At 36.4% G+C, this 13,281-nt stretch carries 15 protein-coding genes; all 15 read right to left on the bottom strand.

Translation table 11 applies throughout. From position 1 onward, the window contains the following. Positions 1 to 21: 21 nt before the first annotated feature. A complete protein-coding gene (locus tag JMM81_RS03775) occupies positions 22 to 414 on the bottom strand; it encodes a TIGR02530 family flagellar biosynthesis protein (RefSeq protein ID WP_256240155.1) in 393 nt (130 codons plus the stop codon). A 14-nt stretch (positions 415 to 428) separates the two neighbouring features. Beyond that, positions 429 to 1,064 (bottom strand): flagellar hook assembly protein FlgD, encoded by a 636-nt coding sequence (gene flgD / locus JMM81_RS03770; protein ID WP_256240154.1) that lies wholly within the window; start codon positions 1,062 to 1,064, stop codon positions 429 to 431. Between the two features lie 12 nt (positions 1,065 to 1,076). After that, complete coding sequence (locus tag JMM81_RS03765) at positions 1,077 to 2,735, bottom strand: flagellar hook-length control protein FliK (protein ID WP_256240153.1); 1,659 nt, start codon at positions 2,733 to 2,735, stop codon at positions 1,077 to 1,079. Positions 2,736 to 2,776: 41 nt separating this feature from the next. After that, a complete protein-coding gene (locus tag JMM81_RS03760; protein ID WP_256240152.1) occupies positions 2,777 to 3,385 on the bottom strand; it encodes a MotE family protein in 609 nt (202 codons plus the stop codon). Between the two features lie 8 nt (positions 3,386 to 3,393). Further along, a complete protein-coding gene (gene fliJ, locus JMM81_RS03755; RefSeq protein WP_256240151.1) occupies positions 3,394 to 3,837 on the bottom strand; it encodes a flagellar export protein FliJ in 444 nt (147 codons plus the stop codon). Between the two features lie 4 nt (positions 3,838 to 3,841). Beyond that, positions 3,842 to 5,158, bottom strand: coding sequence for a flagellar protein export ATPase FliI (gene fliI / locus JMM81_RS03750; protein WP_256240150.1), 1,317 nt, complete (start codon positions 5,156 to 5,158; stop codon positions 3,842 to 3,844). After that, complete coding sequence (gene fliH / locus JMM81_RS03745; RefSeq protein ID WP_256240149.1) at positions 5,155 to 5,922, bottom strand: flagellar assembly protein FliH; 768 nt, start codon at positions 5,920 to 5,922, stop codon at positions 5,155 to 5,157. Before fliH ends, fliI begins: the two co-directional genes overlap by 4 nt. After that, positions 5,915 to 6,931, bottom strand: a complete 1,017-nt coding sequence (fliG, locus tag JMM81_RS03740; RefSeq protein WP_256240148.1) for a flagellar motor switch protein FliG — start codon at positions 6,929 to 6,931, stop codon at positions 5,915 to 5,917. Before fliG ends, fliH begins: the two co-directional genes overlap by 8 nt. Before the next feature lie 14 nt (positions 6,932 to 6,945). Next, positions 6,946 to 8,544 carry a flagellar basal-body MS-ring/collar protein FliF gene (gene fliF / locus JMM81_RS03735; protein WP_256240147.1) on the bottom strand — a complete coding sequence of 533 codons (1,599 nt, stop codon included), beginning with the start codon at positions 8,542 to 8,544 and terminating at the stop codon, positions 6,946 to 6,948. A 76-nt stretch (positions 8,545 to 8,620) separates the two neighbouring features. Continuing rightward, positions 8,621 to 8,917: a flagellar hook-basal body complex protein FliE gene (gene fliE, locus JMM81_RS03730; RefSeq protein WP_256240321.1), complete on the bottom strand. Its 297-nt coding sequence runs from the start codon at positions 8,915 to 8,917 to the stop codon at positions 8,621 to 8,623. A gap of 26 nt (positions 8,918 to 8,943) precedes the next feature. Then, positions 8,944 to 9,402, bottom strand: a complete 459-nt coding sequence (gene flgC / locus JMM81_RS03725) for a flagellar basal body rod protein FlgC (RefSeq protein WP_256240146.1) — start codon at positions 9,400 to 9,402, stop codon at positions 8,944 to 8,946. Then, entirely contained in the window at positions 9,402 to 9,797 is a 396-nt protein-coding gene (flgB, locus tag JMM81_RS03720; protein WP_256240145.1) for a flagellar basal body rod protein FlgB, read from the bottom strand. The genes flgC and flgB overlap by 1 nt, the downstream gene beginning before the upstream one ends. Positions 9,798 to 10,246: 449 nt before the next feature. After that, positions 10,247 to 11,026, bottom strand: coding sequence for a GTP-sensing pleiotropic transcriptional regulator CodY (gene codY / locus JMM81_RS03715; RefSeq protein ID WP_256240144.1), 780 nt, complete (start codon positions 11,024 to 11,026; stop codon positions 10,247 to 10,249). Between the two features lie 116 nt (positions 11,027 to 11,142). Then, complete coding sequence (hslU, locus tag JMM81_RS03710; protein ID WP_256240143.1) at positions 11,143 to 12,549, bottom strand: ATP-dependent protease ATPase subunit HslU; 1,407 nt, start codon at positions 12,547 to 12,549, stop codon at positions 11,143 to 11,145. Positions 12,550 to 12,569: 20 nt separating this feature from the next. Beyond that, positions 12,570 to 13,112, bottom strand: coding sequence for an ATP-dependent protease subunit HslV (gene hslV, locus JMM81_RS03705; protein ID WP_256240320.1), 543 nt, complete (start codon positions 13,110 to 13,112; stop codon positions 12,570 to 12,572). Positions 13,113 to 13,281 lie beyond the last annotated feature (169 nt).

The raw sequence follows: 13,281 nt of genomic DNA, 5'->3' as shown, positions 1-13,281 counted from the left end.
CTTAGGTCCAGCCAATTTATTTTAGTTCATTAATATCGTACCGTTGATATTTGTAAAAATTTGTTCAGTAGCTTCTGCTCGATTCATAGCGGTAATCACTGTATTGTTTTTTGCACTAACAATTAAAGCCACATCATCTAATAACACAAGTGATTCCTTCACTCCCAGATTCTTTGCTTCCGTTACTTTTTCGCCAATCTGTTTCCATTGAGTTTCATTGATGTCGATGCCTCTCTGTTCTAAACGTGCTTGCGCATGCTTGGAGATGGTTAAACCTTTTCTCTCCGATTCTAGTACAGATTGAAGTTCATTAGCAAAATTTGACTGCTGATTTTGTTCCTTTTTTACCGTTTTTTTTAAATCTCCCTGAATAAGCGGTTGTGTATAGAGTGGTCGGTAAACACGATGCCCCATTAAAACCTCCCCTTTTATTCGATTTTCATAATTTGAGTTGAAGAAATTGCTGTATTTTCTTCATCAGCTAGTTGGAATGCTGTATGTCCATTTCTAAATGAAACTGAGTTGACGATGGCTGAGGTTTCCTCGTTTTGATCATTTAGGTACGTAACCATTTTGCCAATCATCATACTTGCTTGTAGCATATTCGATTCATTTATGAAATTATTCACCTGTGAAATGTTACCTGGTTCTAACTTTATTCCATCATCCAAGATAAAAAGAATACTCTCACCTTTAAATTGAATGCTTGCTACTTTTCCAACACCGTCTAAAACTTCTGTCGTTCCATCTTCTAGTTCATTGAGTTTATGCCAAGCAATCTCTTTCCCAACAAATTGATTGTAAGAAATTAATTGGCTTTGTTGTTGTTGAGCAATAAATTTTTCAAATGTACTATTCATATTAGTCATTTGCTCTAATGTAGAAAACTGAGCCATTTGCGCAATAAACTCTGTATCCTCCATTGGGTTAGATGGATCTTGATTTTGTAACTGTGCCATTAGCAGTTGCAAAAATTCATCTTTGCCTAATGTGCTTGATGCCGTTCTTTTCTGGCTTTGCTGATAATTTGATAACAGTAAAGACGCATCAATCGAATTCGCCATTTCCTTCACCTCTTATACTTCAACATTTAATAAGGCTTCTTCAAAAGAAACGCCAAATTGTGGATCATGTTGTTGTTTTTGTTCTTCTTGTTCTCTTTGCTGTTTTTGTTCTTGCTGTTGTTGCGAATCTCTATTAATAAAACGTTCTTGCCCACTCATCTGCTGTAAAATATCAATTTTTTCTACTTGAATATTTTGTAAGCTAAAAGCATTTTTTAAGCTCTGGAGCTGCGACTCTAATAGATCTTTAGCTGTTAAAGTGCTTGTCAAAATTTTAGCGACCAACACTGATTCTTTTTGAATTAGTTCCACTCTCAATGCACCTAGATGTTCTGGGTTTAATTTTAAAAAAAGTTTTTGCGTTCCACCTGTCTTTAACAAATGGCTTTTAGAAAGGATCGATTCAAATTGTTGGATTAGCTTTTCGGTTGATACCTGCTTGTCTGATCCATCTATCAAAAGAGTTAACTGTTCGGTTTTTGACATCTGTTGCACCGGAAGGAATCCACCATTTGAAAAATTAAAACTATTATTTTGATTCATAGAACTATTTGTATTTTTACCTGTATGCTGACTAGTAAGTTGTAATGGATGTAAATTATTTAAAACAAAATTTGTCTTCTTATTTGTCACTACCTGCTTGTTTACTTCATTTTCACGAGATACTATCTGTTGGCTTGTTAAAGACTGTTTTGCTACTTCACTTTCTACTCCCTTAATCGCTTGAGGAGGCATCGCTTGCTTTGCTACTTCACTCTCTACTCCTTTGACTGCTTGAGGAGGCACTGCTTGCTTCGCTGCTTCACTTTCTACTTCCTTAATAGCTTGAGTAGCAGGCAGCACTTGCATATTTATTTCATTTTTAGACAAGTTTAACTGCGTAGTCGCTGATAGAAATTGATTAGCCTTTATATTAGAATCGGTCTGTAAATTCTTAAATGTTTGCTCATTTAATTCTTTTACAACTGGAGTAAATACTTGCTTTAAAAATTCACTTCTCGTTGTTGAAACATTCTCTTTGAGCGAAACTTCAAGTTTCTCGATTGTTTTTTGTAAAAACTCCTCTATCTTCTGTTGATCCATAGACGGCTTTTTATAATCAGAAAGCAATTCAAAGAGTTTTAATGACTTTGCTACAGAGGCAAAATTTTGATCTGTCTTTAAGGTCGTCTGATCCATATTAATATTTGGTAAAATATTAATAAGTGCGATAATTGCCTCATTCCCGTCCATTTCCGGGATCTCTTCTATTACAATTGAAAGTTCCTCTTTGGATCGACTAGCATTCTCTTTTTCTGTATCACTAGTTACATCCTTTAGAAAATCTGTAATAGCCTTGATGATATCTTCATCCCTTAACTGTAAAGCATCCTTAACTAAATCAATCCTGTCCGTCTCTATATCTGATAACATTCCATCCAACAATGTAGACCCAATCTCTATATTGGTAAGATCAGATAAGTTCAAAAATTGAATAAGTTCAGCGAGCTCTTCATTTGAAAGCTGATCAACCGTTTCGGTTACTATCTTCTCTACATCACGACTCAAATTTTGCGACTGAACTAGTCTAGACAATAAGTTAGCAAATTCACTATCCTGTCCAGTCCTAGACTGGATACTACTGTTTGGCATAGAAACAGAGTTTACAAACCCTAGTGCTGCAACTTGCACCTTTTCACCTCCCTTCCATTTAATGTAGAAATTACTATTATTTATTCATTTACTTCCATGTCACTGTTAATCGATAATAACCCTGTGTATTTAGCGGCATCTGTTGCAGTCATTTTTTCTAAAATAGCAGCTAGCGTACCTGGTTTTAAACTCGATAATATTTTCATTGCTTCAGTATCATTCATTTCTGTAATTATAGGAGCAACTTTTTTAGCAGACATCGTTTCATATGTGTTCACAATACCTTTAAAAGCTTGCTCTTCTAATTGTTGAGACTGTGTTAAATTATCTATTTCCTTTTGCAATTGTTCCTGTTCAAGTTTCAACGTTTCAATTTCCTGAGTTTTTCCTTTGGTCTCTGTCTCCAACTGAACAATGGTCGTTTCGCGATCCTTCACTTCTGCTTTCAGTTCTGTTAGCTTACCTTCTAGTTCCTCCAAAGCCTGCTTTTCCGTTATTTCCTCTTCAGAAGGAATAAATGGAACCTTCTCACGAATCTCATTTACCTTTTCAAATACATTTACCCCTGCAACTGTTAGTACGAGAACCGCCACGGTTATGGCAAATAGCGAGGGGATCACAATCACAACAAAAAACCATTGTGTTTTACTATATTGTTTTCTTTTCTGTTCTTCTATCAACTTTTCCATATAAGCACCTAACTTCCCCGATGCACATAATATTGAATTGAGATATCATCCATTTGCCTAGCTTCTATTTGCTTTAATCCCTCAAAGAATTCAAGTTTTCCTTTTTCTTGCATTTTCTCATATTTTTTCACTTCAATATTTTTCTCCATCAGTTTTTCTTGATAAAAATGCATATGAGTCCGCGAATTGTGAACCATTTGTTGATAATGATCAATCGTCTTCTGTAGATTAAGAATAAACCGCTGATGATGCCTAATTTCTTGAACAGGTAATCCATTTTCAAGTTTAGTTGATTGGTAGCTTTCTAAATCTTCTTTTTTCTTCAAAGCTTCATATAATTTCTCTGCCGCCTCTTCAAATCGTTTCACTGAGTCATTATAAACGGAGAGCGCTTCGTCTTTTTCCCGTTCTTTTAGCATCATGATTTTTTCAAACTTAAAATGATACGGCATGAATCTATTCCCCTTTTCCAATTAATGCATATAAGGCATTGACACTTTCTTGCATTGTCACTTTTTCGTAGGTTGCTTGTTTTAAAAAGGAGATAATTTGTGGATATAAGTGGATAGAAGCATCTACATCTTTAGATGAACCTTTTTTATATGCACCAATATTGATTAAATCCTCTGAATCGTAATACGTGCTTAATCGTTCTCTAAGTCTTTCAGCCGATTTAACATGTTCGCGTTCGACAATATTATTCATCACTCGACTAACACTTTTTAATACATTTACCGCAGGATATTGCCCTCTATTTGCTAGACTACGATCAAGAACAAAGTGCCCGTCCAGAATTCCACGCACGGTGTCAGCAATCGGTTCATTCATATCATCACCATCGACAAGAACCGTATAAAATGCTGTAATAGAACCTATCTCATTCGTTCCCGTTCGTTCTAATAGCTTCGGCAATATAGCAAAAACAGAGGGGGTATACCCTTTAGTCGTTGGTGGTTCACCAATCGCCAACCCTACCTCTCTCTGAGCCATTGCAACCCGTGTAACAGAGTCCATCATCAGCATGACATTCATACCCTGATCACGGAAATATTCAGCGATAGCTGTCGCCGTTAAAGCTCCTTTAATCCGCATTAATGCTGGTTGATCCGAAGTGGCAACTATAACAATGGACCTTTTTAAACCTTCTGGACCAAGGTCTTTTTCGATAAATTCTCGTACCTCTCTGCCCCGTTCACCGATTAAAGCGATGACGTTTAAATCGGCAGTAGTATTCCGAGCAATCATCCCTAACAAAGTACTTTTTCCAACTCCACTCCCGGCAAAAATTCCAACTCGTTGGCCATTACCAACTGTAAGTAAACTATCAATCATTCGAACCCCAACCTCGATAGGTTCAGATATGGGTGGTCTTTTTAATGGGTTTGGTGGTGATTGCTCAGTCGGTACTGTCGATAATCCTTTCGGTAAATCTGTACCGTCCAATAAGTTCCCTAAAGAATCAATAACATTGCCGATTAGAGCATGTCCGACTTTAATTTCAAGTGGCTTTGAAGTTGCCTCCACAAGGCTACCTGGTGCAATATCATTAACAGATGTATAGGGCATGAGAATAACAACTTCTCCCCTGAACCCTACTACTTCCGCTTGAATCACTCGATTCTTTCTATGACTTACATGTATGAAGCAAAGATCTCCAATTGAACTTTCAGGCCCTTGTGATTCTATCATAAGACCAACAACTTGTTTGACACGACCGTAGCGTTTAAAGGAATCAATCTCATCAATTTTTTCTAACAATCCAGAAGCTTTCATGATGTTTCACTCTCCAAACATTCCGTAAGCTTTTGTTTAATTTCTGAAAGCTGCGTGTCAATACTTACATCGATTCGACCATAAGGAGATTCTATCAGACAACTGCTTTCCAATAAGTCACTATCCGGATAGATGAATAGGTTCGTATCCTGAGAGAAAACCGACAATAGCTCATCCTTTTTCGCTAGAAGGTTCTCATAATGAACAGGATGCACATGAATTTTCACATCTTGAAATTCCTTTACTTCTTTTACTGCTTTTTTTACGAGAGATATAAAGCAATCCCCATTTTCTTCTATCTTTGTTTTAAGTACCTTTTGCGCTACCTTGATAGACAAATCTAAAATGGTTTTTTCAGAGGTTTCCAAATAAGCATGATAATCGTATTTTGCTACTTGTATGATTTTCTGAGCATCCTTGAGCAACTCTTGATACTCTGAATATCCTTGGCGCTGACCTTCTTCCCATCCCGCTTTGTAGCCTTCTTCATTAGCTGCACTTATCAATAATCCTTTTTCACGTTCCCAGTCTTCACGACTACTCTGAATTTCTGCATATAGAGCATCCATTTCGCTTTTTACTTGTTGACGAATCTGCTCTGCTTCTAATCTTGCCTCTTCAACTAATTCAGTTGGAATAATATTTTCTTCCTTCAAATCAAAGTCATTTTCCACTTTTTCAGGAGTGTTAAACATCTTAATCGAAATGATTTTTTTCTCGGAAAGAGTAGGGTTTGACCACTGAGATTTAATGAGCCTAGACAATAATATCATCTCCTCCACCACGGGCAACAACAATTTCTCCTGCATCTTCCAAGCGGCGAATAATAGCCACTATCCGTGATTGTGCTTCCTCAACATCACGCAAGCGAACAGGCCCCATATATTCCATCTCTTCTTTGAATGTTTCAACCATTCGTGTTGACATATTTTTAAAGATAATCCCCTTCACTTCATCACTTGAAACTTTTAGCGATAATAAGAGATCCTCATTTTCACATTCACGAATAATACGTTGAATGGAGCGATTATCTAATGTGACAATATCTTCAAAAATAAACATTCTCTTTTTAATTTCTTCAGCAAGTTCAGGGTCTTGAATTTCAAGCGCATCTAGGATTGTTCTCTCAGTTGTTCTATCAACACCATTTAAAACTTCAACGACCGCTTCAATTCCACCCGTTTGTGTGTAATCTTGCGTAACCGTTGCAGACAACTTTCGTTCTAAAATTTGTTCAACTTCATTAATGATTTCAGGTGACGTACTATCCATTACAGCAATTCTCTTCGCTATATCTGCTTGCATCTCCTGAGGCAATTCCGAAAGAATTTGTCCTGCCTGCTGTGAATCTAAATAGGAGAGAATTAACGCAATGGTCTGTGGATGTTCATTTTGGATAAAATTTAAAATCTGTGCTGGATCTGCTTTCCTCGCAAAATCAAATGGACGTACTTGCAAAGAAGATGTGAGTCGATTTAATATAGCCGTTGCTTGTTCCTCACCTAGGGCTTTTTCAAGAACCGTTTTGGCATAACCAATCCCACCTTGCGTAATGTAATCTTGCGCAAGTGCAATTTGATGAAATTCTTCAACAACATCTTCTTTTGCATGACTTTCTACCTTTTTAACACTAGAGATCTCTAGTGTTAACTTTTCTATTTCTTCTTCACTTAAGTGTTTATAAACAGAAGCAGAAACATCAGGACCTAGGGAAATAAGAAGAATGGCCGCTTTTTGTTTTCCGCTCAATTCTTTTTGTTCTTTTCTTGCCATCTTTTACCCTCCCTTTAGTCCTCAGCAATCCAAGATCGCAAAAGCTTAGCAAATTCATCTGGTTTTTCCTTTGCCATTTTTTCCAGTTGTTTTCTGCGCAGACTATTCTCTGTTTCATGACTTTCATTTACATCTGGAACATCAACGGGTTGGACTTCTTCTTCTACAGTTTCCTCTAGAGTTTTCTCTCGTTTTCTGCGAGTTCGCATAATCAAGATGATCAATCCTCCAATAATAGCAACTAGAACGCCACCAATAACATACACCCACCATGACAAGGATGCTGATGAAGTTGGTTGCTCATTAAAGGTAACCTTCCCTTCAAATGGCTGCACTGAAACAGATATTTTTTGATTAATTGCTTCATCCGTCAGTTCAGGATTTGCATTTTTATCAATCGATGTTCTCACAATTGTTGCAAGCATATTTGTAATATCATCCACTCGTTCTTGTGGCAAAGAATTAAGATTATCGGCTTCCGGTGGTTCTACCATGACTTGAATACCCAAATCTCTTATTTTATATGGACTTTCCACAATCTCCTTTCGAATTCTATTGATCTCGTAATTGATTGTGTCGTCTACTTTCTCATAATCACCATTGTTTGTATTGCCTTCTAAGTACTGCGCTGCTAATGCATCCGCAGGATCCTCTGCTTGAACAGGCCCACCAACTTGATTCCCATTCCCAGTATACGTTTCCGTAATTTTTTGGGCACTAATTGCAATGCCTTCCATATTTTCTTCATCTACTGGTGTAACTAAGTTTTCTTCTCGATTTTCCTGAGTAAAATCAACATCTGCCGTTACTGAAACAACTACTTTGTCTTGACCAATCAAGGTACCAAGCATTGTTTGAACTTGACGTTGTACATCCCGTTCAATCTCTTTTTTAATTTCCTGTTGGTTAGCAAAAATCGAGCCAGAAAAATTATTTTCATTTTTCAAGTCAAAATACTCAAAGTTTTGGTTCATAATGACGATATTATCTGTAGGTAAATTAGGAACACTTTTAGAGACTAATTGATAGAGTGCCTTAATTTGATTTTGTTCAAATTCATATCCAGGTATCGTACTTAACACAATGGAAGCAGATGCTTTCTCCTTCACATCGTTAACAAAAATACCAGACTCTGGAAGGTTAATCATAACTTTCGCATCATTAATCCCTGCAATCCCTTTTATTAAATCAGCAAGCTCTGTTTGCATTGCATCAAGTTTTAGCATATTAAATTCATTTTCTGTTGTTCCCATTCCAGCATTTTGACTAAAAAAAGAATAATCAATACTACCTGATTTAGGAAGACCTTCTGCTGCTAGCTCTACTTTTAATGTATCAACAATATCTTCTGGCACTTTTATCGTTTGACCACCATCGGCTATTTCTGATTTAATCCCTCTTCCATCAAGGCTTTCTTTAATAGAACCCGTTTCCGAAGGTGAAAGATTACTATATAAAGGGACTAAATTTGTTCTAGTTGTGAAAAAGGTAATAGCCCCGGCTACCATCAAAATAAGTACGATAGCACTAATCATTAGGGCTTGTTGTTTTTTCGAGCGACTTGTCCAGTACGCTTTTAATGGATCCACAAACTTTTGTAACGATTCCTTCATAACGATCCCCCGGTTATTAATCTGATTGGTCAGTAGTAAATAACCGCCAAACTTTGCATCGCACTAACAAAGCTTATTAAACTTGCATTCTCATCATTTCTTGATAAGCCTCTACAGCTTTGTTGCGAACCTCTAATGTTAATTGCATGGTAACACTTGCCTTTTGCGAAGCAATCATCACTTCATGTAAATCTACATCTTGTCCAAGAGCCAACTTCTCTGTCATTTTGTCTGACTCAATTTGCGTTTGATTCACTTTTTCAATTGAATTCTTAAGGAAAGAAGAAAAAGTCTGTTGTGCCTCGTCAGGTGTAGCGGTAGTTTCTACCGGTTTCTGAGTATTTAATAGATTATTTACGGGTAAAAAGGTAATAGTATTCAATTAAGGTTCTCTCTCCTTTATTTTCCGATCTCCAATGCTTTCATGAGCATATTTTTCGATGCATTAAACACCGTGACATTTGCTTCATATGAACGAGTAGCACTCATTAAATCAACCATTTCCCTCAATGGATCTACATTCGGCAACCGTACGTAACCATCTTCATTTGCATCCTGGTGTGTCGGGTCATAGACAAGCTGAAATGGTGTTTCATCTTCAACAATGTTTGTCACTTTCACACCATTTCCCGTCCCTTGATTGCCACTTGTATTCATTGCAACCTGTAGGAATGACGAGAATTGATTTCCCTTCGGTTCCATAACGACAGATTTACGACGATAAGGCTCCCATTCGCCATCCACGAGTTTCGCACGAGTAGTATCGGCATTAGCCATATTAGATGAAACAACATCCATACGGAGACGTTGAGCAGTTAAAGCAGAAGCGGTTGTATTCATACTATGAAAAATGGACATTACTTCCCACCTCTAATTACATTTTGTAAACTTGAAAATTTCCCACTTACTCTTTCAGTAAGAGCATTGTAGTAAATTTGATTTGTGGCTAAATCAGACATTTCTTTATCTATATCCACACTATTACCACTTTCATTATAGGAAACCTGATTTTTATTCATAATGGCAGCTGTTGTATCTGATAATCGATTAAACATAAAATGTCTAGTGTCAGTACGATTTGTCGATAGTGATTGACTAACAGCGTCATTTAAGGAAGCTTTGAAACTAACGTCCTTTGCTTTATAGTTCGGGGTATCTACATTAGCAATATTTTGCGAGATTACCTTCTGCTTTGTAGCCGAATAACGGAGTGCACCCTCAAGAGTAGATATCGTTCCTGAAAATAAATTCATTATAACACCTCTATATGACAATAATTACAAAATCCAATGGAATTTGTCGATTTTTAATACTTTTTGACAAATTTTTAGTAACAAACTTAATTGTAATGAAAATGAAATAATATGTCTATGAATGCAGGGATAATTTTAATAAGTATTTTGTCCCATTTTCATATTAACATCTCGAATTTTTACTTAATTAAGGGAATTTATACAAATAAAACTTAAAATAACGTGAATACACTACACCAATTTTCACATGCCTAAATCAAAAGAAGTAGTTAATAAGATAGACTCTCTTGTCTTATATTTTAAATTAATTTAGCTTAACATAAGAAAGAAAGCGCTTAAAATTTTATGAAATTTAAGAAAAATGTCGTAAATTGTTTTCTGGCACTATAAAAATAGGTCATAAAAAAATCACCTGTTTCATAACAGATGATTTTTTATGACCTAATAGATTAGTTTGTTTTTAATTTTTCTAATTCAAACAAAAACTTATCATTCAATACTTTAATGTAAGTCCCTTTCATTCCTAATGAACGAGATTCAATAACTCCTGCACTCTCTAGTTTCCGAAGTGCATTGACGATAACAGAACGGGTAATACCTACACGATCGGCAATTTTCGAAGCTACCAATAACCCTTCCGTTCCATTTAATTCTTCAAAAATATGTTCAATTGCCTCTAACTCACTGTATGATAGTGAGCTGATCGCCATTTGTACAACCGCTTTACTACGAGCTTCCTCTTCGATTTCCTCGGCCTTTTCATGAAGAATTTCCATACCTACAACAGTTGCTCCATATTCAGCAAGAATTAAATCATCATCATGGAACTGTTCTTCTAATCTTGACAAAATAAGTGTTCCCAGTCGCTCTCCTGCACCAATAATAGGTACAATTGTTGTTAAACCGTTTTTGAAAATTTCTTTATTCTCAATTGGAAAAGCAGTATATTCACTTTCTACATCAATATTTGAAGTCGTTACATTAAGGCTAAACAAACTATTTGTATACTGCTCTGGAAATTGGCGATCCTCAAGCATTTGTTTCATTCGCTCACTTTGAATTTGTTGATTAGCCGCATAACCAAGCAATTTCCCACGGCGACTCACGACGAAAATATTGGAATTAATTACATCACTCAATGTTTCAGCCATCTCTTTAAAGTTTACCGACTTTCCCGCCGCCTTTTGAAGCATCGCATTAATCTTTCTTGTTTTTGACAATAAATCCATTACATTCTTCCTCCTATTTACTAAAACCATAAATATTCTTTATCTAATGTTTAGTTGTATCATTTTTACTTTTTTGTTATTACACTATTCTCTATCAAGCATTGTATGAATTTAGTCTAGAGAATAAAGCGGCTTAAATCCTTATTTCGAGAAATCGCACCCAATTTCTCCTCAACATACTGTGGTGTAATCATGATCTTTTCCATCGTGATATCTGGTGCTTCAAAAGATAAATCCTCAAGTAATTTTTCTAATATTGTTTGTAGACGCCGTGCACCAATATTATCTGTATTTTGATTTACATCAAAAGCAACTTCAGCTATCTTACGAATAGCTTCGTCAGAAAATTCAATTTCTATACCTTCTGTGGCTAATAACGCTTCATATTGCTTAATAAGTGCATTATCTGGTTCGATTAATATTTTAACAAAATCATCCGTCGTCAATTTCGTTAATTCAACACGAATCGGAAACCGACCTTGGAGTTCAGGTATTAAATCAGACGGCTTTGCTGTGTGAAAAGCTCCTGCAGCTATAAATAAGACATGATCTGTTTTAACAGATCCATATTTCGTGACAACGGTAGACCCTTCTACTATAGGTAAAATATCACGTTGCACACCTTCACGGGAAACATCTGCCGATGAGCCACCATTATTCTTACTTGCAATTTTATCAATCTCATCGATAAAAATAATCCCTGACTGCTCTGCACGATAAACAGCTTCTTGTGTTACCTCATCCATATCAATTAACTTTTGTGCTTCCTCTTGAGTCAGTACTTTTCGTGCCTCGCGAACCGTCAGCTTTCTTTTTTTTCGACGTTTAGGCATTAAACTCCCCAAAGCATCTTGCATATTGAGTCCCATTTGTTCCATACCAGAACCTTGTAGCATATCAAACATTGATGGTTGCTGCTCCTCAACTTCTACTGTAACCATATTATCTTCTAATTCGCCTAATGCTAAATTGGCTTGAACGACTTTTCGCTTTTCTTGATGATTCAGATCATCCGTTGAATTAGATTCTTGTTCATCTTGCGTGTTTCCAGCACCAAATAGCATTTCAAGAGGATTTTTCATATTGGTTGTTTTTTTATTAGTAGGAACTAGTAACTCAACTAAACGTTGATTAGCATTTTTTTCCGCTTGTTCCTTTACGCTTACCATTTTCTCCTCTTTGACAATTCTTATAGCTGTTTCTATAAGATCTCTAACCATCGATTCTACATCACGACCAACATACCCTACCTCCGTGAATTTTGTTGCTTCGACTTTCACAAAAGGTGCCTGAACAAGCTTAGCCATGCGTCTTGCAATTTCTGTTTTCCCGACACCTGTCGGACCGATCATCAAAATATTTTTCGGACTGATCTCATCGCGAATGTTTTCGTCAAGCATACTACGACGATAACGATTTCGAAGTGCAACTGCGACTGCTTTTTTCGCATCATTTTGTCCTATGATATATTGGTTAAGTCGTTCAACGATTTGACGGGGCGTTAAATTTAAACTTTTTCCCATTTATTTGGACTCCCTTCCCACTATAACTCTTCTACAATAATGTTACTGTTAGTATATACACATATTTCAGAGGCAGTTTCAAGTGATGCTTTGGCTATTTCCTTTGCGGTTAAATGTTCGCTAGCATATTTCTTCAATGAACGTCCAGCAGATAAAGCATAATTGCCACCTGATCCAATAGCTAAAATACCGTCATCTGGCTCAATCACTTCTCCTGTTCCTGAAACGAGAAGTAGATTGGTATCATCCATAATAATCAACATGGCTTCAAGCCTTCTTAGGACTTTATCACTTCTCCATAGTTTTGCTAATTCAACTGCAGCACGTTGCAGATCACCATTATATTCTTCTAATTTACCTTCAAATAATTCAAACAATGTGAACGCATCTGCAACAGAACCAGCAAATCCAGCTAATACCTTTCCATTAAACAATTTTCTAACTTTTCTGGCTGTGTGCTTCATCACAACAGCATTTCCAAATGTTACTTGACCATCACCAGCCATCGCGCATTTCCCATTATGATGGATGGCAAAAATAGTGGTTGCATGAAATTCTGACATCATATAGCCTCCTTTTTCACAAACTTAATCAGTATGAAATATATATGTTCCTCAACTTGTTTGTCTAGCTTCAGTGACTAAACCCTCAAGCTCATAGACTTTATAAGTAAGAAGGTTACAAGTACACCCTTCTTATCGACCCATTTTATGCTTATCGGACTTGCACAGG

The organism is Bacillus sp. V3B (genome assembly GCF_024494465.1).
Lineage (GTDB): Bacteria > Bacillota > Bacilli > Bacillales > Cytobacillaceae > Bacillus_BD.
Note: the sequence above shows the minus strand (reverse complement) of the source record. Positions and strands in the feature narration are given on the sequence as shown.

Excerpts from the sequence above, each read along its gene's own strand:
- hslU (WP_256240143.1), bottom strand. The coding sequence starts at position 12,549 with ATGGGAAAAAGTTTAAATTTAACGCCCCGTCAAATCGTTGAACGACTT.
- JMM81_RS03760 (WP_256240152.1), bottom strand. The coding sequence starts at position 3,385 with ATGGAAAAGTTGATAGAAGAACAGAAAAGAAAACAATATAGTAAAACA.
- fliF (WP_256240147.1), bottom strand. The coding sequence starts at position 8,544 with ATGAAGGAATCGTTACAAAAGTTTGTGGATCCATTAAAAGCGTACTGG.
- flgB (WP_256240145.1), bottom strand. The coding sequence starts at position 9,797 with ATGAATTTATTTTCAGGAACGATATCTACTCTTGAGGGTGCACTCCGT.
- codY (WP_256240144.1), bottom strand. The coding sequence starts at position 11,026 with ATGGATTTATTGTCAAAAACAAGAAAGATTAATGCGATGCTTCAAAAG.
- fliJ (WP_256240151.1), bottom strand. The coding sequence starts at position 3,837 with ATGCCGTATCATTTTAAGTTTGAAAAAATCATGATGCTAAAAGAACGG.
- flgC (WP_256240146.1), bottom strand. The coding sequence starts at position 9,402 with ATGTCCATTTTTCATAGTATGAATACAACCGCTTCTGCTTTAACTGCT.
- flgD (WP_256240154.1), bottom strand. The coding sequence starts at position 1,064 with ATGGCGAATTCGATTGATGCGTCTTTACTGTTATCAAATTATCAGCAA.
- JMM81_RS03775 (WP_256240155.1), bottom strand. The coding sequence starts at position 414 with ATGGGGCATCGTGTTTACCGACCACTCTATACACAACCGCTTATTCAG.
- fliI (WP_256240150.1), bottom strand. The coding sequence starts at position 5,158 with ATGAAAGCTTCTGGATTGTTAGAAAAAATTGATGAGATTGATTCCTTT.
- fliG (WP_256240148.1), bottom strand. The coding sequence starts at position 6,931 with ATGGCAAGAAAAGAACAAAAAGAATTGAGCGGAAAACAAAAAGCGGCC.
- hslV (WP_256240320.1), bottom strand. The coding sequence starts at position 13,112 with ATGTCAGAATTTCATGCAACCACTATTTTTGCCATCCATCATAATGGG.